Origin of the sequence: Polaribacter sp. SA4-12 (genome assembly GCF_002163675.1) — a bacterium.
Taxonomy (GTDB): domain Bacteria; phylum Bacteroidota; class Bacteroidia; order Flavobacteriales; family Flavobacteriaceae; genus Polaribacter.
Genome location: NZ_CP019334.1, coordinates 663,686 through 684,657, shown reverse-complemented (window position 1 = coordinate 684,657; position 20,972 = coordinate 663,686). Strand labels below are relative to the sequence as shown.

Below are 20,972 nucleotides of genomic sequence, written 5' to 3'. Positions count from 1 at the left end.
AATAAGTGTTGTTTGAGTTAATTAAGCTTACATTCTACTAAAATGTCGTTGCTTTTTGGTCGGTTGGGGTGGTTTTGTATTTAAGTACACTGACTTTTCAGTTAATTAAGATGACTTTGTATTAAAACATCGTTGCTTTTTGGTTCATCAAGGTGGTTTTGTAGTTAAACAGACTGACTTTTCAATTAATTGAGGTGACTTTGTATTAAAACGTAGTTGCTTTTCATAAAATCAGGATTTCCTTTTCGTCCTGCTGCAATTTTAGCATCTGTTTGTTCTCTTAAGTTTTTCATTGTTTTCTGAGTATTCCTTTTTCTGAGACATCAAATGTAAATATTTACGACACTGCTTTATGTGAAATAAATATTAAAGTTATTAGAAGTTACAGAAGAATGCTTTTTTGTAATGCTAAAGTTATTTTAAAAGAAAACACCCAGCATTATTTAAAATGCTGGATGCTAGGGGAAATGTTATTTCCTTTTATGGTTAACTCTTAAGCCAAATAAACCTTCTGAAAAACTTGAAATGTAATCTTTTCGTTTCAAATTTGTCAATAGTTCTCTGTTATCAGGATTGTCTTGAATTTTTGCCCTTTTATCTCTATTTGTAATTTTTTCATAACTGCTATCTAAGTTGTTTAAGAATTTTTCTATGAAAGCTTCATCAGTGCTAAAAAGATTCTTATTGAATAGTTTAATTCTATTTACAATCGGTACATTTTTGTTTATTATTAAATCATTGAAAAGCAGCTCATTTATTCGAAATGAATTATCATTTAATAAAATTTGACTTATTAACTTAAAATTCTCAAAGTTTGATGCAATGGTATTATTAGAACAAGATTCTAAAAATTTGAGTTTTTCTATATTGTTTAAAACTGTAGATTTCAAGATTAACTCTAAATCATTTTCATCTAAAACAAGCTCTTCAATTAGTTTTATAAATTCAGACTTATGTTTCTCTAACAACTCAATGGCTGCCGTCTGATATTTTTCTTTTAAAATATTAAAACTTTCAATTGTTGGACTAATTATTCTATTCTTGATTAATGAGTTAACTTTTTCTTTATCAAGATTATCAATATTTAATCCGCTATACTTCCAAGGAACTGAATTTGTAATTAAATCAAAGGATTTATTTTCGATATCGTTTGATAGGATTAAAAGTTTACAGAATACACCAAAAATGTTTTCATCATTAACTTCAGTTGGTATTTTTACTTTTGCTAATTTGTTAGCATTTTCAATATTATTAATAAAGCCAATAGATGAGTCTAATAATTTATCTTCGGATTTTTTGAAAAAGAAGAATAAATTTCCCCACTTAGCTTCTATTTTATTATTTTCAATAATATATGACAACAAATTATCATTTTCAATAAGTGAAATATCAGATATTTTTGTACCTACTTTTTTAATGACTTCTTTTTTAAGTTTTAAACTTAAATCTGAGTGATTTAATAGTTCTAAATATGATTTTTGCTCCTCATTAATATTCGTATCAAGCTTTAAGTAAATGTTTTGTATGTAGTCATTTATGTTAGCTTCTAAATAATCAATGAGATTCTTAGATTTTGAATTTTTAAGTGAAGAGTAATTAGAATTATCAAAACTTACTTGTTCAAATTCACCATATTTTTTTACAATTTTACGAACTATTTTTTCGTTAAAATCATAATGATTATTCTCGTAAATAAAGTCTAGAATGTTTTCTGGGGAATTTTCAAAGTCTAAATCAATAAATTTTAATTGTAAATCAGAGATGATACTTATTAGTTTATCATTGTTAGAAATGATATTTAAAATTTCTGGGTCTTTTGTTAGATGATTTTTTATATTAGATTGTTTATCTATCTTAATAATAGCTTCAATATCTGCATATTCTATGATGTATTTTAATGTTTTATTTACTTGTTCATCAGAATACAAAACATCATTCACATAATATCCCCAAATACCATTCCAATAGCTACATAACGTTTTAATAAATAGATTTAAATTTTCTGTTCTCTCAATAAAACCATTTATGAATAGAATAGAAGTAGAGGATTCATCTTTTAATTTGGTGAAAATATATTCTAAAGGAATATTATTCGTTTTATGATTTTTAAGTAAACAGTCTAATAAATCATAATTTAAGATATATTCAGAGTTAAAATCAATTGGATTTATTTTTGAAATTACTTTATCAATTTTTGAAAGTTTATATTCAAACTCTAATTTTTGTCTATTTCTTACATTGATAACGAATTTATGGTCATTTCTTGTTATACTACCTTCGTGAAATAAAGAAATGTAATCAATATAATCTTCCGATATATATCCATTTCTAATTAATATTGTAATAAAATCCTTGTCTAAATCTTCATTTATATTTAAATTAATTTCTTTATTTGATTGTAATAATTCAGAAATGTTTAAATTTCTAGTTATATTTTTTTGTTTTTCAAGTTTTTGTATTTCTTGCCTTAAAGAGTTTGATTTATTTGATTTAATATCAATAATTTCTTGCTCCTTAATATCATATGATTTTTCAGGGTTTACTAATTTTTCAATTTCAGAGAAAGAAGTTGGTACTTTTTTTATTGGATAATCAAGTCTGTAGTGACGATTATTAAAAACAGGAGCTTTGTAATGAATTTTATTATCTTTTAAATATTCAAATTTTTCGTCTTTTAATATATCATCAATAGTTACAGGTTCGCTATTAATGATAAAAGAATTAAAATCACCTAATGTTTCGATTATTCGAATTATATATAATTGGCGAAGTTCTTTAATACTTTTTATATTTACCAATTCTAGATTTTTAATCTCTTCTTTCAAAACAGATGTTTTTTCTTCTATTCGATTGACCTCTTGATTTACATATTTTGATTTGGAGTTTAGAATATTATATAAATGCCCTTCATTTTTACTTAAACAAACAAAATCGTTAGGATAGATGTTTTTATAAGTAATTATAGCAAATAATTTATCTTGATTTAATGGTGTTTCACCTTGTTTCACTTTATATAAATAAAATTCATTAGTTATATTATGAAGTAAACGCATATCGTCAATAAAAAAGGATATATCATCAATAAAAACCTCTGATAAATCATAATTGTACTTTTCCTTTTTCTGTAGAATAATTTCACTTGAGTTTGAAGAATTAATTACAGGAATAACGGGAATAATAAAGTCAAAAAACTTTATTCTTTCGTTATCTGAAAACATATCATCTCTAACGGCATATAAGAAGACAATATTTTTTTTCTTTGTTTTTTCGGAGTTATTTAAAAGGAGATTAATTTCTCTAAGTTTTGTAAAGATTTCAGTTTCTTCAAAACGGTCAAGGTCTTCTATAATTACAACATTATAAGGTCTTATTGAAAAGAAATAAAGGATTTCATCTAAGTGATGGTTCAATATAGACTTGTTAATACTTTCTCCAATTCCTATTTCAGCATTTTGAAATTTAAGTTTATTAATTGTTAATGAGCTAATAATCCTAATTGATTTATAAACTAAAAAGAAAACACCAATTATAATTATTAAAATACTACTGTAATGTAATGCATCACAAGTAAAAGTGCTTAAAGGATTATCTTTAAAAATACTTTGTATAAGATTTGGGTTAAAATAATTAAATAAAGCTATTATGAATAGCAAAATACCAACAGAGGTTGATATAAGTCTTTTTCCACTATAACTCTTAATTTTTTTAAATCTGGAATCTGGAATATTTTTATCTTCTTCGTGATAAAAAATCTGTTGTAATATACTTGTTTCTATTAGTCTTAAAAGTTCATCTTTGTCTTTTTCAATAGTTTTACCGTTATCATCTTTTTTTATTTTCTCTTCTTTAAATGTTGCTAAAGAAATATTTAGAAATTCTAATTCAGATCCTTTGTAGTTTTTTCGAAAAGTTTTCAGAATTGTACTTTTACCTGAGCCATAAGACCCTGTAAGTGCAATGTTTTTTATATCCTCTTCTTCACGATTTTCAAGAGACCACTGTAAAGCTTTTGTGTAATGACCATCTTTATCTCCATTGGCAATTGGAGAAAGAGATGAATAATCTAATTCTATTTGATTTTTTTTAGATAGTTTATAATGTAATTCTTCTATTTTTTTTGAAGTAATTAATAAGAGATCAAGTAGTTTTTCTTTCATAGTTGGATTTTTCTCATAATTAATTGTGTCTAACTCGATATTGATATGACATCGTTTCAATAGATTTATATAGCAAGTCAACGAAGTTAAAGTTTTTAAATCACTAAATCACAAACACAACCATTCCTTATCAACCAACTTATCAACCAAAAAATCACCTTTCAAAACCCCATCAACAAAAACCAACCAAAGTTTTTAACTGTAATCCTAAATGAGATAGTATCTTTGCACTTTACGTAAAATTTATGTCTGTAAACACGCTTTTAATAACTCCACCTTTTACTCAGTTAAATACTGCGTATCCTGCAACTGCGTACATTAAAGGTTTCTTAGATTCTAAAAATGTACCAACAACTCAAATAGATTTAAGTATCGAGTTGTTTACGGCGGTTTTTACCAAAGAATTTATAGATGCTATTTTTAAACAAGCAGAAATGCTTGGTAATAAAGAGTATGCGTTGGTGTATCAACAAAAGGAAGACTACATTAATAAAGTAGATTCTGTAATGAATTATTTGCGTGTACAAGAAGTTACGGCAGCGTATCAAATTGTACATAAAGATTATTTACCACACGGACACAGACGTATAAAATTAGACAAAGATTTAAGTACCGAATTTGGGTTGTTAGGAATCTTAGACAAAGCAAAACACATTGCAACCTTGTTTGTAGAAGAATTGGGCGATTTTATAAACGCCAATGTAGATGAGTTTTTCTCGTTTACACGCTATGCAGAACAAATTGCTAGAGCAGCCTCTAGTTTCGATGAGTTAGACGAATGTTTACAGTTCGAAACTACCTTGGTAGAAGATGAAATGTTGTATTTGTTAGACCAAGAATTACAAGAAAACGAGTACGATTTAATCTGTTTTACAGTTCCTTTTCCTGGTAATTTATTTTCCGCTTTGCGATGTGCACAGTTTATAAAACAAAATTATCCTACCATTAAAATAGGAATGGGTGGTGGTTATTGCAATACAGAATTAAGACGTTTGTCTGATGTTCGAATTTTCGATTTTGTAGATTTCATAACGCTAGATGATGGCGAAGGTCCGTTGCTTAGAATTACCGAATTTTTAGACGGTAAAATAGGCGAGGAGCAACTAGAAAGAACATATATCTGTAGAAACAACGAGGTTGTGTATGCAAATAAAATACCCAACACCATTTTTCATCATAAAAACTTACCGGCGCCAAGTTATATTGGTTTGCCAACAGCAAAGTATTTGTCTTTTTTAGATGTAATGAATCCGATGCACAGAATGTGGTCTGACGGAAAATGGAATAAACTCACCATTTCTCACGGTTGTTATTGGAAAAAATGTACTTTTTGTGATGTAAATCTAGATTATATCAGCAATTACCAAAACACCACTGCAGATGATTTGGTTGATAAAATTGAACAAATAATATCAGAAACCGGTATTACAGGTTTTCATTTTGTAGATGAAGCTGCGCCACCTAAAATGTTAAGAGCATTGGCAAACAAGTTGATGGAACGTAAAGTGTACATTACTTGGTGGACAAACATTCGTTTCGAAAAAACCTTTAATGCAGAATTGTGTGCCTTATTATCAAAATCTGGTTGTATTGCAGTTACAGGAGGTTTAGAAGTTGCGTCTGACAGATTATTGAGTAAAATGAAAAAAGGTGTTGATATTGGTCAGGTTGCGAGAGTTACCAAAGCTTTTGCTGACCAAAATATTATGACGCACGCGTATTTAATGTTTGGTTTCCCAACAGAAACAGCGCAAGAAACCATCGATTCTTTAGAAGTTGTACGTCAGTTGTTTCAGAACAATTGTATTCAGTCTGCTTTTTGGCATCAATTTGCGTGTACAAGTCATAGTCCTGTAGGTAAAAATCCCGATGAATTTCAGATTAAAATTACGGGTCCAGAATTTAAAGGATTTGCAGAAAACGATTTGTATCACGAAGATCCAACAGGAGCAGAGCACCATTTATACAGCGAAGGATTAAATTTGGCTTTAAATAAGTACTTAAATCACAAAGGATTTGAAATTCCGATTCACGAATATTTCAATTTTAAAGTTCCAAGAATAACTTTAGAAAGTAATATGATTGAAAAATGTTTGAAAGAGTAGTTTAGTTTTTTTTATTTGAAGCTATTTCCAGCTTTCCACTATATCTTTTTTTGTGAAAAACAAAAAAAGGATGCCGTTTCAATCTGGGCTAGACTTGTTTGCTAGCTTTATTTTCTTGCCTAGGAACTAATTAATATTTTATGTCATTGCGAGGTTACGAAGCAATCTCATAATGTGTAACTCAAAACAAACAGATTACTTCGTCCTATCGTCCTCGTAATGACAGCACATTTGTCATTGCGAGGAACGAAGTAATCTCATAATATGTAACTCAAAACAAACAGATTACTTCGTCCTACCGTCCTCGTAATGACAGTGCATTTGTCATTGCGAGGAACGAAGCAATCTCTTAATTGTAAACTCAAAACAAACAGATTACTTTGTCCTAACGTCCTCGTAATGACAGTGCATTTGTCATTGCGAGGTTACGAACCAATCTCATAATTTGTAACTTTAAACAAACAGATTACTTCGTCCTATCGTCCTCGTAATGACAGTGCATTTGTCATTGCGAGGAACGAAGCAATCTCTTAATATGTACCTCAAAACAAACAGATTACTTTGTCCTATCGTTCTCGTAATGACAGTACTTTTGTCATCCTATGTTTGTAAAAATAAGGATCTGTTTTTAAAAAGCTTAAATTAGATTTAATATTTAACAAGAAAAGTAAGGATAAAGGAAAAGATTATAGTCCGTCATTTGTCATTAAAGACCGTTCGCAATGCTAATCACTTTACCCCTTACTACATAAACTTGAACAGATCATTAGACCATCAAGTCTGTATTTAGGATTGATAAGTAAATGTAGTAATTTTTCTATAAAAACATTTGATATGAGTAAAATTATAGGAATTGATATTAGTAAGCAAACCTTTGATGTTTCTTATTTAGAAAAAGATAAATGGATTCACAAAATTTTTAAGAATCAAAATACAGGTTTTGAGCAATTTATTAAATTGATTAGTGCATCAGACTGGATTGTAATGGAGGCTAGTGGTCCTTATTATGTTCAGTTAGCAACTTTTTTACATGCATCTAGTTTTAATGTATGTGTATTAAATCCTTTGATAATTAGAAGATATAGTCAAACAAGATTATATAGAGCAAAAACAGATAAAAAAGACGCAAAGACAATTGCCGAATATGGTGCTCAATATGAGTTAAAAAGATGGTGTCCAGAGAGTAAACCTAGTATAGAAATTAAACAACTTTACACAGCTTTAGAATTACTAAAAAAACAAAAACATCAAACAAAAAGACAATTAGAATCCTTTGAAGCAACAGGTTTGTTGAGTTCGGATCTTAGAAAAGAATTAAAACAAGTACTAATATTATTAATAAGACGTATTGATAAGTTTGAAAAAAAGATAGAGCAAATAGGAAGATTAGCTTATAAAGACACGGTTGAAAGAATAAAAACGATACCAGGAATCGGGCTAAAAACGGCTATTATGATGAGTGTTATTACAGATAATTTCACAAAATTTGATAACTATAAACAACTGACTGCTTTTGTAGGATTTAGTCCAAGGCTATATCAATCAGGAACAAGTGTAAAAGGTAAAGGACATATTTGTAAAATGGGCAAACCTCAAATTAGAAAACTTTTGTATTTATGTAGTTGGTCTGCAAAAAGAGTAAATAAAAATTGTATCGAAATGTATGAACGACTTAAAGAAAAAGGAAAACCCGAGAGAGTAATTAAAATTGCAATAGCTAATAAATTAATAAAGCAAATTTTTTCTATTGCGACTAACAAACAAATTTACAATGAAAATCATCAAAACTTATATTTTCTGAAATAAAAGAAATTTTAACAATAAATAATAGTTTTTTAACACAGATCATTGCGAGGTTACGAAGCAATCTCTTAATTAGTAACTCAAAACAAACAGATTACTTCGTCCTATCGTCCTCGTAATGACAGCACATTTGTCATTGCGAGGTTACGAAGCAATCTCATAATATGTAACTCAAAACAAGCAGATTACTTCGTCCTATCGTCCTCGTAATGACAGTACGTTTGTCATTGCGAGGAACGAAGCAATCTCTTAATTTGTAACTCAATATAAACAGATTACTTCGTCCTATTTCCTCATAATGACAAAATCATTTATCTTTAGAGAGAAAAAAGTATGAAAAAATACCACATTTACTTTTTAACCAATAAAAATAATGCTGTTCTATATATTGGAGTCACTAGTAATTTATTAAAAAGAATTTATCAGCATAAAACGAAAGAATATAAAGGTTTTACGGCAAATTACAATTGTGATAAATTATTGTATTTTGAAGAATATGATGATATAAGTTCAGCCATAGCAAGAGAGAAACAATTAAAAGCTGGAAGTAGAAAACGTAAAAATGATATAGTAAATTTAGAAAATCCTAATTGGAATGATTTGTCTGAAGGTTGGTTATTTCAGTTCTAATTATCATTGCGAGGAACGGAAATCACATAATTGTAACTCAAAATAAACAGATTACTTCGTCCTATCGTCCTCGTAATGACAGTACTTTTGTCATCCTATGTTTGTAAAAATAAGGATCTGTTTTTAAAAAGCTTAAATTAGATTTAATATTTAACAAGAAAAGTAAGGGTAAAGGAAAAGATTATAGTCCGTCATTTGTCATTAAAGACCGTTCGCAATGCTAATCACTTTACCCCTTACTACATAAACTTGAACAGATCATTAGACCATCAAGTCTGTATTTAGGATTGATAAGTAAATGTAGTAATTTTTCTATAAAAACATTTGATATGAGTAAAATTATAGGAATTGATATTAGTAAGCAAACCTTTGATGTTTCTTATTTAGAAAAAGATAAATGGATTCACAAAATTTTTAAGAATCAAAATACAGGTTTTGAGCAATTTATTAAATTGATTAGTGCATCAGACTGGATTGTAATGGAGGCTAGTGGTCCTTATTATGTTCAGTTAGCAACTTTTTTACATGCATCTAGTTTTAATGTATGTGTATTAAATCCTTTGATAATTAGAAGATATAGTCAAACAAGATTATATAGAGCAAAAACAGATAAAAAAGACGCAAAGACAATTGCCGAATATGGTGCTCAATATGAGTTAAAAAGATGGTGTCCAGAGAGTAAACCTAGTATAGAAATTAAACAACTTTACACAGCTTTAGAATTACTAAAAAAACAAAAACATCAAACAAAAAGACAATTAGAATCCTTTGAAGCAACAGGTTTGTTGAGTTCGGATCTTAGAAAAGAATTAAAACAAGTACTAATATTATTAATAAGACGTATTGATAAGTTTGAAAAAAAGATAGAGCAAATAGGAAGATTAGCTTATAAAGACACGGTTGAAAGAATAAAAACGATACCAGGAATCGGGCTAAAAACGGCTATTATGATGAGTGTTATTACAGATAATTTCACAAAATTTGATAACTATAAACAACTGACAGCTTTTGTAGGATTTAGTCCAAGGCTATATCAATCAGGAACAAGTGTAAAAGGTAAAGGACATATTTGTAAAATGGGCAAACCTCAAATTAGAAAACTTTTGTATTTATGTAGTTGGTCTGCAAAAAGAGTAAATAAAAATTGTATCGAAATGTATGAACGACTTAAAGAAAAAGGAAAACCCGAGAGAGTAATTAAAATTGCAATAGCTAATAAATTAATAAAGCAAATTTTTTCTATTGCGACTAACAAACAAATTTACAATGAAAATCATCAAAACTTATATTTTCTGAAATAAAAGAAATTTTAACAATAAATAATAGTTTTTTAACACAGATCATTGCGAGGAACGAAGCAATCTCATTATCAAGATGCAGATTACTTAATTCGTACCACATTCATAATGACAACTAATTACTATTCAAAATCCAATTCATTAAATTCTCTTTATCAATAATAGACCAACTATGTGGATGTCTATTTCCGTTTGCTCTGTAGCCTTTATTTTCTGTAGGAATATAAGTAACGTTTTTAAAATCACGTTTTTTTAAAGATTCAGATAGTTTTTGAATGTAGTATGCGTTTGTTTGCTCAAAATTAGTCTTTCTATTTACTTTCCACCAATTAACATCAGGCTCCGTGTACAATCTAATTTTTGTGTTTTTTAAATTGCTGAGGTTTTCTGTGTAATTAGATGCTGATGTAAATACTGCATACTTTTCGTAATTTGAAATTCCGTCTTTTGGGTTTCCTAATTGTTTGTCCAATAGATTAATAATCCAATTACTTTCTTGAATAGCAACATCAGAGAAGTTTCTTTCTATGTTAATTTCAGAAGCTCTATACAGTGCTAACAAATCGATAGGAGAATCTACAATAAAAACTCCTTTAGGATCAATATAAAACTCTTTTTTACCAGTAATATAATCACTGATTAATAAGCTTACAATTCCTCCGCTAGAAAAACCACCAATATAAATGTCTTTCTTATTTAGGTTGTGTTTCTCTAAAGTGTTTTGTAAAAGTGTTGCGAGTTCTTTTTTGTCATTCTCTTCCAACCAAAGTTTGTCGCTATAATTCATTAAAACCAAACTGATTTCGTTCTTTTTAGCAATTTCTAAAATTTGGAATTCCCTTTTTATATCCGCAGGTTTTTCTCCAAAACCACCAAATAAAACCAAAACAGCTTTAGAATCTGTAGTCGATTTTATAATTTCGAATTGATCAGTAACAATTGTTTCTGTTAAAACCTCTTTTGTAATTTCTTTAGGTTCTGAGTTCTTCTTTTCTGATTTACAAGAAATCAGAATAGTTAAAAGTAGTATTATAAGTATGTTGTTGTATTTCATTCTTAGCGGTGTAAAACTTTACGTTGAATAATTCAACGTAAAGCAGCTAAGTTAATTGTTTTTTATTTTGTGTAAGCGCCAGAAGAATAGGTTAGCTCATAACTATGAGTGTAAATTTCAAATACGATTCCGAATGGATCTTCTACATAACACATTTTAAAAGGTTTGTCTTTTGGGTAATATTCACGAATTGGCATTCTTTGTTTTCCTCCGTAAGAAATTATTTTTTCAATCAATTCCTCAATATTTGGATCTTGTATGCAAAAGTGAAAAAGACCTGTATTAAAAGGATTAAATTCAGGCGCTTCTTTTATTCCGTTCGGGAAAGAGAATAACTCAATACCAACGCCATCTGAAGTTGATAAATGCGCAATTTCAAATTCGGTCCAATCGTTTCCAAAAACATCAATACACATTTGACCAATGGCAGTTTCTGTTTCTTTTTTAACAGTAGAAGGTTCCATAATAATGTACCAACCCATTACTTCTGAATAGAATTTTACAGCTTCTTTAATATTAGGAACTGTAAGACCAATATGTGAGAATGATTTTGGGTAATTTTTATTTTCAGTCATGATATTTAATTTAGACTTCAAAATTAAGCTATATTTGCCATATAGACAATAACTTACCAAAAAGTAGTATAGTTACCAAAACGAGTAAAATAATGATTATCAATATTTTAAATTTAATCTTTTGATCGAAAAAAATGTATGCCCGTTAAATTACACGATGAATTTAATAGGCACAAAATGGAAACCTTTAATCTTATTTCATTTATTAGAAGGCGGTTTGCGTTCTGGAGTATTGCAAAAACACATTGCAGGAATTTCTAACAAAATGTTTACACAAACTGTTAGAGAGTTAGAAAAAGACGGACTTATTTCTAGAAAAGTGTATCCTGTTGTTCCTCCAAAAGTAGAGTACACCCTAACTAAAAGAGGACAATCTCTAGAAAATATTTTAAGAAGCTTAGATGCTTGGGGTTTAAAAGATCTTGAACATTAATTAGCTCAATTTGTCTTTTATACAAACAATAGAATAATTGTTAAAACAAATCCTCCAACGGCAAAATACATTCCTTTCTTAAAAACGGGCATTTTTGGTGTGTACATCCAAAAAGCAGAAAAAACAAAGAATAATAAGGCAACGCCAAAAAAGACATTCAAAAAGTAAATCGGACTTTTTGTACTCGATTTATGAAGATGTTCCATTTTATCAAGAATAAAAGGAAGTTGCTTTCTCTTAATGTTTGCAACACCTGTTTCTTGGTTATAATCACCATTTCTTAGGTATAAAATAGCACCATCTTTTTTTATAACTTTTGCGCCTTTTTTAAATATAGGAGCTAGGTCTCTAGCTGTTAAATTAGGTGCTAACGTTCGTTTTGTAACAACTTCGGTTTTTAAAAAGTCAGTATCTCTAAAAACCATTAAAATTCCACTTAATGCATATACAAACATAATTCCAGCTAAAAAGAAGCCTAAATATCTGTGAATAACTCTAATTTGAAATGAGAACGGAGTCTTTTTTTTTGCCATGATAATGTATCGTTTAAATATGTATAAGTTTAGACTTTTATTTTAGTGAAAGGTTTAATGAAAAAAGCCACTTTTTTTAATTCGTTTTTGTTTAGAAACTCAATTTTAAGAAACCCATTCTTTATTACTTATAATGTAATAAAATACAGCAGCTACTAAGGTAAAAATTAAGATGCTAATAATCGCATTTTTAATTTTATCTGCTTTATACTTTTTTCTAATTTTTTCCTTTAAAATTTTCATTTCAGTATTAGAAATCTCAGGGAATTCTAACTCTTGCTCAGGTTTGCCTTTAAAATAACTTTCTCTTCTTTTTTGAAGCTCGTATTTTAAAGCGGTTTTTCTGTTTTTAGCAGCTTCCTGTCTTTTGATTAACATTGTTAAAGATCCCCAACCATCCATACTTATAAGTGAGTTTTAAAATTACGCATCTTATAGAACATTCTTATATAGAAACCCATTCTTTATTACTTATGATGTAATAAAATACAGCAACTACAAAAGTAAAAATTAAGATGCTAATAATCGCATTTTTAATTTGATCAGTTTTATACTTTTTTCTGATTTTTTCCTTTAATACTTTCATTTCAGCATTAGAAATCTCAGGGAATTTTAACTCTTGTGCAGGTTTGCCTTTTAGTAAGCTTTCTCTTCTTTTTTGAAGTTCGTATTTTAAAGTGGCTTTTCTGTATTTAGCAGCTTCCTGTTTTTTAATTAATGACGTTATTGCTCCGAAAGCTCCATGCATATTTAAAGTAGTTTTTTATAAAACGTATTTATTAAAAATATCTTCTAATTCTGCTTCGGGATTTTCACACAAACCAGGATGCGTTTTAGAACTCTGTATTATGGTACTTCTACAAGCTGCTAACCATCTAAAACGATCAGAAACTTCAAACTCACCAATTTTACCACCAGAAGCTTTTCCTTCGCAAATTAATTTCCAAGCGTTTAAATAATCATTTATGAATTCTAGTTCCAGTTCTGGCGCTAGTGCTTTTAACTTATCTGCATTGATGTGGTATTTTATCCCTAAGAACTTTTTACGTTTCGAAAATAGAATGACACCAACATTAAAGAACTCTTCGCGTTCCACTTTTGGTACAAGCCTAATAATGGCGTATTCAAATGTAACTTTATCTTGCATCTTCCGCTTCTTTAACTAATTCATCAATCATAGAAAGTTTTGCACTTAAAAAAGAAATGTATGCAGCTCTCATTTCATCAGGACTTAATACTTCTCCTTCGCTTAACAACCAATCTTCAGGAATGTTCGCAACAACTTCTGTAATTACATCAATATTTATAAGTTGTTTTATTTCTTCGGATGCTTTTTTAAGACTCGTTGCTTTTGGTAACAACACATGGTCTTTTATTAAAGGAAACGTTCTTGTTAAGTGGTTTTCCCAAGTTGCCCAATTATGATGAAAGTATAAACTTGCACCATTATCAATAACCCACAGTTCATTATTCCAATTTAATAAATTGGTGTTTTTTGCTGTTCTATCAATATTACTAATTAAGCTGTCTAATATAACGACTTTAGAAGCTGTTGAAGAATCTACTTTAGAAATTAAAGGATCGTACGTAATTGCACTTGATAAAAAATGAAGCCCGAGATTTAAACCAACGCTAAATTTTAATAAATCCTGAATTTCTTCATCGGGCTCTGTTTTGCTAAAAGAATCGTCTAGATTCATAAAAACCAACTCAGGTACATTTAAACCAATTGCTCTGGCAAGTTCTCCGCCAATAAATTCTGAAATCAATGCTTTTTTACCTTGACCTGCACCTCTAAATTTAAGGACGTATAAAAAACCATCATCTGCTTTTACAATTGCAGGTAAAGAGCCACCTTCTCGAAGAGGTTGTAAATATTGTGTAACATTTACGGTTCGAATATCAATTTTGTTCATAAAGACTAAATTATGCTATTTTAATAAAATCAGATAAAATTTTGTCAATTTAATTTATATAAATGTCCGTTCGAGCGCAGTCGAGAACTTATTTAGGTTTCGACTACGCTCAACCAGACATAATTACTTAATCAGATTTGCTTGTTACTTTTTAATATTACTTTTTGATATATAATATAGGTCTCTATTTTTTGAAAGAGGAGAAATTTATTTTTTTTGATAATTGATAATTGATAATTGATATCGATGTCCGTTCGAGCGAAATCGAGAACTTTATTTAGAATTCAATTTCACTTGATCAACTATTTTGACTTTTAAAAAATCCTTCCAACTTTTTTAAGATCAATTTTTGACTACTTTTTGTATTCTCCAAAAGTTCCATCATTATAAAAAACGACAATACGTTCAATTTTTTTTCCTCCAGTTTCAGGATTGGAATCAGAAAAAGATGGAGTAGAAGTTGGGGTAGAAGTTGGAGTACTTAATCCATTTTTAGGAAAATTTCCATTTCCATTTAGCAACCAATACATATCCACATCCTTAAATTCTGTAGTTACTTTTAGTATAAAATCTAAACTAGGTTTGTTTCTACCAGATAGAATATGAGAAATACTAGAGCGTTGAACACCCACTTTATCTGCGAACATAGAGGCAGATAGTTGATGAAAATCCATTACTTTTTTAAGTCGAGTTGTAAATTCTGCGATGTTTACCATTGTAATATTATTGCTTTATACAAATGTAACCAATCTAAAAACAGTAGCAAAGGATATATTTGTAAATAGTTTATCTGTGTATTTTTGTATTAAACTAAAACTTCACTTAATCATTGTAATAATCTGATTTTAAGAATATTTAATATTAATTAGTATTTAAATATTTTTACTAACCTAGTGTTATTTAGTACTGCTGCTATTTTGGTGTTTACAATTTACAATCGTAACAATTGTAATCTGTTTACAAAGTTACAATTGTAATCTGTATACTTATTACAATTGTAACTTTGTAGTTTGGTGACAATTGTAACCTGTAAATTCGAGAAATAAATCGCCATTTAAAAGGGCTGTTGTTACACGAGTAGCTTGTTCTTTTTTGGTTTGATTTTATTTTGATTGTAGTTTTAGTTTGTTAAAATTTAATTCACTTTTAATGTATGTGTTATTATTATAAAGTGACTCACTTTATATGATTGTTGGCTTTCATAAATTCTTTATTTTTGAATAAATATTTCACCTTATAGATATGAATAATTTACGCATCAATTTTTTAGAAACTATTTATGCTGTGCAAAAAGAAAATACTTTGCACGGAAAATGGATTACTTATAAAGACATCGAAAACCTATTTTCTAAATATGAATCTAAGTTTGTAGTTTCTCAAATTGGTACTTCGGAAGAAAACAGACCAATTATGCAATTGAAAATTGGGAACGGTTCTAAGAAAATATTGTTGTGGTCTCAAATGCATGGAAATGAAAGTACAGGCACAAGAGCCTTGTTTGACCTTTTTAATTGTATTCTAAATTCATCAGAAGCTGTATTTTCTAAAATATTAGAAGAATGTACGTTAGTTTTTATCCCAATGTTGAATCCTGATGGAGCGCAAGCGTATACAAGGGTAAATGCAAATGATGTAGATTTAAACAGAGATGCTGTAAATAGATTAGCGAAAGAAAGTATTCTTTTACGTAGTGTTTTAGAGGAGTTTGATCCTCAGTTTTGTTTCAACTTACATGATCAAAGAACTATTTTTAGTGTAGAAGGGACTAAAAACCCAGCTACAATCTCTTTTTTAGCACCTTCAGAAGAAGTTACAAGAGCGCTGACTAGAGGGAGAACAGAAACGATGAATGTTATTGTAAGTATGAATAAAATGCTGCAAAACGTAATTCCGAACTTTGTTGGTAGATATACGGATGAGTTTTATCCAACTGCAACAGGAGATAACTTTCAAAAACTAGGGTTTAATACCATTTTAATAGAATCTGGTCATTATACGGATGATTATGATAGAGAAGAGTCTAGAAAATATACTTTCTTTTCAATTTTACAAGGAATTCATCATATTGCAAATGCAGCTTCTTTTGATGATTATGAAGCGTATTTCGAAATTCCTAATAACGATAAAATTTTCTACGACATTATTCACAGATATTCTGACTCAAAAAATGACATTGCCTTTCAATATGAAGATAAAATTATTGACGGAAAGTTTGTTACAAAATTAAACAAAGTGGATGAAAATAGTGTAAAAAGCAAAATTGGCCATTGCGAAATCGTTTTCGAGAGTAATATTATTTAAGTATTTATCAGTTTTATGCTATTTTAATTAAATTAAATTCATAAATTTGCACTGTAAATTGAATAATACACAAAACATGAAAAAATTTATCCTAGACGAAATTGACCACCAAATTTTAGATGTCTTAATAGAAAATGCAAGAACACCATTTACTGATATAGCAAAACAATTATTAGTATCTGCAGGTACAATTCACGTACGTGTTAAAAAGATGGAAGATGAAGGTATTATTCAGGGATCTACTCTTACATTAAATTATGAGAAAATGGGCTATTCTTTTATAGCACATGTTGGTGTTTATTTAGAAAAAACGTCTATGACTCAAAATGTTATTGAAGATTTAAGAAGTATTCCTAATGTTACTGTTGCTTATGTAACTGCTGGTAAATACAATATTTTCTGTAAAGTAAGAGCTAAGGGAACGAATGATGCTAAAGACATTATCTATAGAATAGACGATATTCCTGGAGTAAACAGAACAGAAACAATGATTGCTTTAGAAGAAAGTATCAATGATAAAAAGAGAATGATGCACGCAATTTTTCAAGAATTGTAAAAAGCGTTTCTTAATAATATTAAAAAATCCTTATCAATAAAATGATAAGGATTTTTTTGTGCACTTTATGTATTTATCGTTATGTTTGTGTGTTATAATTATGAAATATATAATTTATGCATGCTAAAATTGATTTTATCAAAAATTCTATTGATAACGAAACGTTATTAAACTTATACAAAAACATGCTAAAGCCTCGATTAATTGAGGAAAAGATGCTAATTCTTTTAAGACAAGGAAAAATTTCTAAATGGTTTTCTGGTATTGGGCAAGAAGCAATTTCTATTGGTGTTACAATGGCTTTAGAAAAAGACGAGTACATTTTACCAATGCATAGAAACTTAGGTGTTTTTACTACAAAAGAGATTCCTTTGTATAGATTGTTTTCGCAGTGGCAAGGTAAAATGAATGGTTTTACGAAAGGTAGAGACAGAAGTTTTCATTTTGGTACACAAGAATATAATATTGTTGGCATGATTTCTCACTTAGGTCCGCAATTAGGTGTTGCAGATGGAATTGCATTAGCCAATAAACTAAAGAATAATAAAAAGGTTTGTGCTGTTTTTTCTGGAGAAGGAGGAACGAGCGAAGGCGATTTTCATGAAGCTTTAAATGTAGCTGCTGTTTGGGATTTACCTGTTTTGTTTTGTATTGAAAACAATGGTTATGGATTGTCGACACCTGTTTCTGAGCAGTTTAAATGTGAAAATATTGCTGATAAAGGAATTGGTTACGGAATGGAAAGTTATGTTATTGATGGTAATAATGTGCTAGAAGTATATGCTAAAGTTGATGAATTGGCTAAAAGTGTTCGTGAAAATCCAAGACCTATTTTGTTGGAATTCAAGACGTTTAGAATGCGTGGCCATGAAGAAGCAAGTGGTACAAAATATGTTCCTCAAGACGTTTTAGATTTTTGGGGGGCAAAAGATCCTTTAGAAAATTATCAAGAGTTTTTAAAGAATGAAGGCATTCTTACAGAAGAATTAGAGGTTTCTCTAAAAAAAGATATCGTTCACGAAATAAATGAACATCTTCAAATTGCTTTTAATGAAGACAATGTTACTCCTGATTTAGAGACGGAATTAAAAGATGTTTTTAAAGAACATCAATATAAAGAAGTAAAACCATCAAAAGAAAAGAAAAGGATTCGTTTGGTAGATGCTATTTCTGAAGGATTGTATCAATCTATGGAAAAATACGATGATTTGGTAATCATGGGGCAAGATGTTGCTGAATATGGTGGTGTTTTTAAGATTACTGATGGTTTTCTAGAGAAATTTGGTAAAGAACGCGTGAGAAATACACCAATTTGTGAATCTGCAATTGTTTCTGCAGCTTATGGTTTGTCTATAAATGGAATAAAATCAGTGATGGAAATGCAATTTGCAGATTTTGCTTCTTCAGGTTTTAATCCGATTGTAAATTTGTTAGCAAAATCGCATTATAGATGGGGGCAAAACGCTGATATTGTGGTAAGAATGCCTTGTGGGGCAGGAGTTGGAGCAGGTCCTTTTCATAGTCAGACAAATGAAGCTTGGTTTACTAAAGTGCCAGGTTTAAAGGTGGTGTATCCAGCATTTCCTCAGGATGCGAAGGGTTTGCTTATTGAAGCGATTAACGACCCGAATCCTGTGCTTTTTTTCGAACACAAAGCATTGTATCGTTCTGTTTATCAAGAAGTTTCTGATAATTATTTTACAACAGAAATTGGTAAAGCAGCAATTATAAAAGAAGGAACTCAACTTACAATCGTAAGTTACGGAGCAGCAATTCATTGGGTTTTAGAGGTTTTAGAAAAAAACACTACTTTTTCTGTAGATGTCATTGATTTAAGAACATTACAGCCTTTAGATGTCGAAACGATTTATACATCTGTTAAAAAAACAGGAAAAGCACTTATTGTACAAGAAGATTCGCTTTTTGGGGGAATTGCCAGTGATGTTTCTGCTTTAATCAATGAAAATTGCTTCGAATATTTAGACGCTCCTGTAAAGAGAATTGCGAGTATAGAAACCCCAATTCCTTTTGATAAAGAGCTAGAAAAACAATATTTAGGAAAAAATAATATAGAAAAAAGTATTTTAGCCCTAATTAATTATTAAAATTACTATTTTTAAGACTTAAAATTTTACAATGACTACGAATAAGCAAATCATCTTAAAAAATCGTCCTCAAGGAACACCAGATAAAAATACTTGGCAATTAGAGGAAAACCCAATTCCTGAACTTCAAGAAGGAGAAATTTTAATTCAACAACATTATATTTCATTAGACCCTGCAATGCGTGGTTGGATGAATGATACCAAATCTTATATTCCGCCAGTTGCGTTAGATAGTGTAATGCGTGCAGGTTCAATTGGTAAAGTTGTTCAGAATAACAATAATCCGAATTTTCAGGTTGGAGATTGTGTTTCTGGTTGGGGTGGTGTGCAACAATATATTGTTTCAGATGGTGAAGGTTGTTTTAAGGTTGATGAAAAAGTTGCAGCGATGCCTACTTTTTTAGGTACTTTAGGAATGCCGGGAATGACAGCATATTTTGGAATTCTTGAAGTGGCAAATATTAAAGAAGGAGATATTGTATTGGTTTCTGGTGCTGCGGGTGCAGTTGGAAGCATTGTTGGTCAGATTGCTAAAATTAAAGGTTGTAGGGTAATCGGAATTGCTGGAGGAAAAGAGAAATGCGATTATGTTGTAAATGAATTGGGTTTTGATGAAGCAATAGATTACAAATCAGAAAATATTTATTCTGCTTTAAAAAAGAAATGCCCAAAAGGTGTTGATGTTTATTTCGATAATGTTGGTGGCGTTATTTTAGACGCTGCGTTAAGTAAATTAAGAATGCATGCAACAGTGGTTATTTGTGGAGCAATTTCTCAATATAATACCAAGAAAAAAATAAATGGTCCAAGTAATTATTTGTCATTATTAGTAACGCGTTCTACAATGAAAGGAATGGTAGTAATGGATTACACGAAAGATTTCGGAAAAGCTGCCAGACAAATGGCTGTTTGGATGCAAGAAGGAAAATTAAAATCTCGTGAAGATATTTATGAAGGAATAGAAAACTTTCAAGAAACGTATAATAGATTATTTTCTGGAGAAAAAAACGGAAAATTAATTCTAAAAGTAATAGAATAATGGAGTTGGAGCACTTTTTTCAATGTCCACATTGTTGGTCAGAAATCTCAATGATTTTAGATAAAAGTGTTTATCAGCAAACCTATATAGAAGATTGTGAGGTTTGCTGTAATCCTATAGAAATTACACCTGTTTTTGATGAAGGAGAATTGATTAGTTTCAACGTTCAATCAATTGAACAATAGTTGTTTGTTTTTAATTATCTGAAGCTATTTCCTGCTTTCACTACTCGCTTTTTTTATCCTAAAAAGGAATAAAAAAGAGCTCAAACAAACCGTTCAATCAGGGCTAACCTTGTTTGTTGATTTTTTGTTGTACCAACGAATTTTTGTTTACAAGTAAGTTGTCATTTCTGCGAAGGCTTGTATTTTTTTACTGTCATTGCGAAGTTTACTTTTGTGTAAACTGTGGCAATCTCATTATTTGAAAGAGATTACTTCGTTGTTACTCGTAATGACGCTTTTTTT

General features: G+C 29.5%; 19 protein-coding genes. 10 read left to right on the top strand and 9 right to left on the bottom strand.

Annotation, left to right across the window (positions count from 1 at the left end; translation table 11 throughout):
- Nucleotides 1-470 precede the first annotated feature (470 nt).
- Complete coding sequence (locus BTO07_RS03095) at nt 471-4,157, bottom strand: YobI family P-loop NTPase (RefSeq protein WP_087519837.1); 3,687 nt, start codon at nt 4,155-4,157, stop codon at nt 471-473.
- 245 nt (nt 4,158-4,402) lie between these two features.
- On the opposite strand from BTO07_RS03095, the gene BTO07_RS03090 reads away from it, so the two are divergent.
- The 4 genes from BTO07_RS03090 to BTO07_RS03075 all read left to right on the top strand — a co-directional run bounded on the left by BTO07_RS03090 (nt 4,403) and on the right by BTO07_RS03075 (nt 9,996).
- A complete protein-coding gene (locus BTO07_RS03090) occupies nt 4,403-6,262 on the top strand; it encodes a B12-binding domain-containing radical SAM protein (protein ID WP_087519836.1) in 1,860 nt (619 codons plus the stop codon).
- 834 nt (nt 6,263-7,096) lie between these two features.
- Entirely contained in the window at nt 7,097-8,068 is a 972-nt protein-coding gene (locus tag BTO07_RS03085) for an IS110 family transposase (protein WP_087519519.1), read from the top strand.
- A gap of 330 nt (nt 8,069-8,398) precedes the next feature.
- On the top strand, nt 8,399-8,695 hold the full coding sequence (locus BTO07_RS03080) for a GIY-YIG nuclease family protein (RefSeq protein ID WP_087519835.1): 297 nt from the start codon (nt 8,399-8,401) through the stop codon (nt 8,693-8,695).
- A 329-nt stretch (nt 8,696-9,024) separates the two neighbouring features.
- Nucleotides 9,025-9,996 (top strand): IS110 family transposase, encoded by a 972-nt coding sequence (locus tag BTO07_RS03075; RefSeq protein ID WP_087519519.1) that lies wholly within the window; start codon nt 9,025-9,027, stop codon nt 9,994-9,996.
- A gap of 112 nt (nt 9,997-10,108) precedes the next feature.
- On the opposite strand, the gene BTO07_RS03070 is transcribed toward BTO07_RS03075, so the two are convergent.
- A complete protein-coding gene (locus BTO07_RS03070; protein WP_087519834.1) occupies nt 10,109-11,047 on the bottom strand; it encodes a hypothetical protein in 939 nt (312 codons plus the stop codon).
- Nucleotides 11,048-11,109: 62 nt separating this feature from the next.
- Nucleotides 11,110-11,622: a VOC family protein gene (locus tag BTO07_RS03065; RefSeq protein ID WP_087519833.1), complete on the bottom strand. Its 513-nt coding sequence runs from the start codon at nt 11,620-11,622 to the stop codon at nt 11,110-11,112.
- Between the two features lie 157 nt (nt 11,623-11,779).
- Here BTO07_RS03065 and BTO07_RS03060 point away from each other — a divergent pair, with 157 nt between their 5' ends.
- Nucleotides 11,780-12,055 (top strand): winged helix-turn-helix transcriptional regulator, encoded by a 276-nt coding sequence (locus BTO07_RS03060; protein ID WP_087519832.1) that lies wholly within the window; start codon nt 11,780-11,782, stop codon nt 12,053-12,055.
- A 17-nt stretch (nt 12,056-12,072) separates the two neighbouring features.
- Here BTO07_RS03060 and BTO07_RS03055 read toward each other — a convergent pair whose 3' ends face one another.
- The 6 genes from BTO07_RS03055 to BTO07_RS03030 form a co-directional block, all read right to left on the bottom strand.
- A complete protein-coding gene (locus tag BTO07_RS03055) occupies nt 12,073-12,588 on the bottom strand; it encodes a PepSY domain-containing protein (protein WP_087519831.1) in 516 nt (171 codons plus the stop codon).
- 105 nt (nt 12,589-12,693) lie between these two features.
- Nucleotides 12,694-12,990 carry a hypothetical protein gene (locus BTO07_RS03050; protein WP_087519830.1) on the bottom strand — a complete coding sequence of 99 codons (297 nt, stop codon included), beginning with the start codon at nt 12,988-12,990 and terminating at the stop codon, nt 12,694-12,696.
- 43 nt (nt 12,991-13,033) lie between these two features.
- A complete protein-coding gene (locus BTO07_RS03045) occupies nt 13,034-13,336 on the bottom strand; it encodes a hypothetical protein (RefSeq protein WP_087519829.1) in 303 nt (100 codons plus the stop codon).
- A 15-nt stretch (nt 13,337-13,351) separates the two neighbouring features.
- Nucleotides 13,352-13,735: a DUF3037 domain-containing protein gene (locus tag BTO07_RS03040; RefSeq protein ID WP_087519828.1), complete on the bottom strand. Its 384-nt coding sequence runs from the start codon at nt 13,733-13,735 to the stop codon at nt 13,352-13,354.
- Nucleotides 13,725-14,504 carry a HipA family kinase gene (locus BTO07_RS03035; protein ID WP_087519827.1) on the bottom strand — a complete coding sequence of 260 codons (780 nt, stop codon included), beginning with the start codon at nt 14,502-14,504 and terminating at the stop codon, nt 13,725-13,727. Before BTO07_RS03035 ends, BTO07_RS03040 begins: the two co-directional genes overlap by 11 nt.
- Before the next feature lie 353 nt (nt 14,505-14,857).
- Nucleotides 14,858-15,220, bottom strand: coding sequence for a helix-turn-helix domain-containing protein (locus BTO07_RS03030; protein ID WP_087519826.1), 363 nt, complete (start codon nt 15,218-15,220; stop codon nt 14,858-14,860).
- A gap of 526 nt (nt 15,221-15,746) precedes the next feature.
- On the opposite strand from BTO07_RS03030, the gene BTO07_RS03025 reads away from it, so the two are divergent.
- From BTO07_RS03025 to BTO07_RS03005, 5 genes are all read left to right on the top strand, one after another.
- Complete coding sequence (locus BTO07_RS03025; RefSeq protein ID WP_087519825.1) at nt 15,747-16,805, top strand: M14 family zinc carboxypeptidase; 1,059 nt, start codon at nt 15,747-15,749, stop codon at nt 16,803-16,805.
- A gap of 76 nt (nt 16,806-16,881) precedes the next feature.
- On the top strand, nt 16,882-17,361 hold the full coding sequence (locus BTO07_RS03020; protein WP_087519824.1) for an Lrp/AsnC family transcriptional regulator: 480 nt from the start codon (nt 16,882-16,884) through the stop codon (nt 17,359-17,361).
- A 116-nt stretch (nt 17,362-17,477) separates the two neighbouring features.
- Entirely contained in the window at nt 17,478-19,466 is a 1,989-nt protein-coding gene (locus BTO07_RS03015) for an alpha-ketoacid dehydrogenase subunit alpha/beta (RefSeq protein ID WP_087519823.1), read from the top strand.
- A gap of 31 nt (nt 19,467-19,497) precedes the next feature.
- Entirely contained in the window at nt 19,498-20,505 is a 1,008-nt protein-coding gene (locus BTO07_RS03010; protein WP_087519822.1) for an NADP-dependent oxidoreductase, read from the top strand.
- The gene (locus BTO07_RS03005) at nt 20,505-20,690 is read left to right on the top strand and encodes a CPXCG motif-containing cysteine-rich protein (protein ID WP_087519821.1); all 186 of its coding nucleotides are present in this window, start codon (nt 20,505-20,507) and stop codon (nt 20,688-20,690) included. The genes BTO07_RS03010 and BTO07_RS03005 overlap by 1 nt, the downstream gene beginning before the upstream one ends.
- The last annotated feature ends 282 nt before the right edge of the window (nt 20,691-20,972 follow it).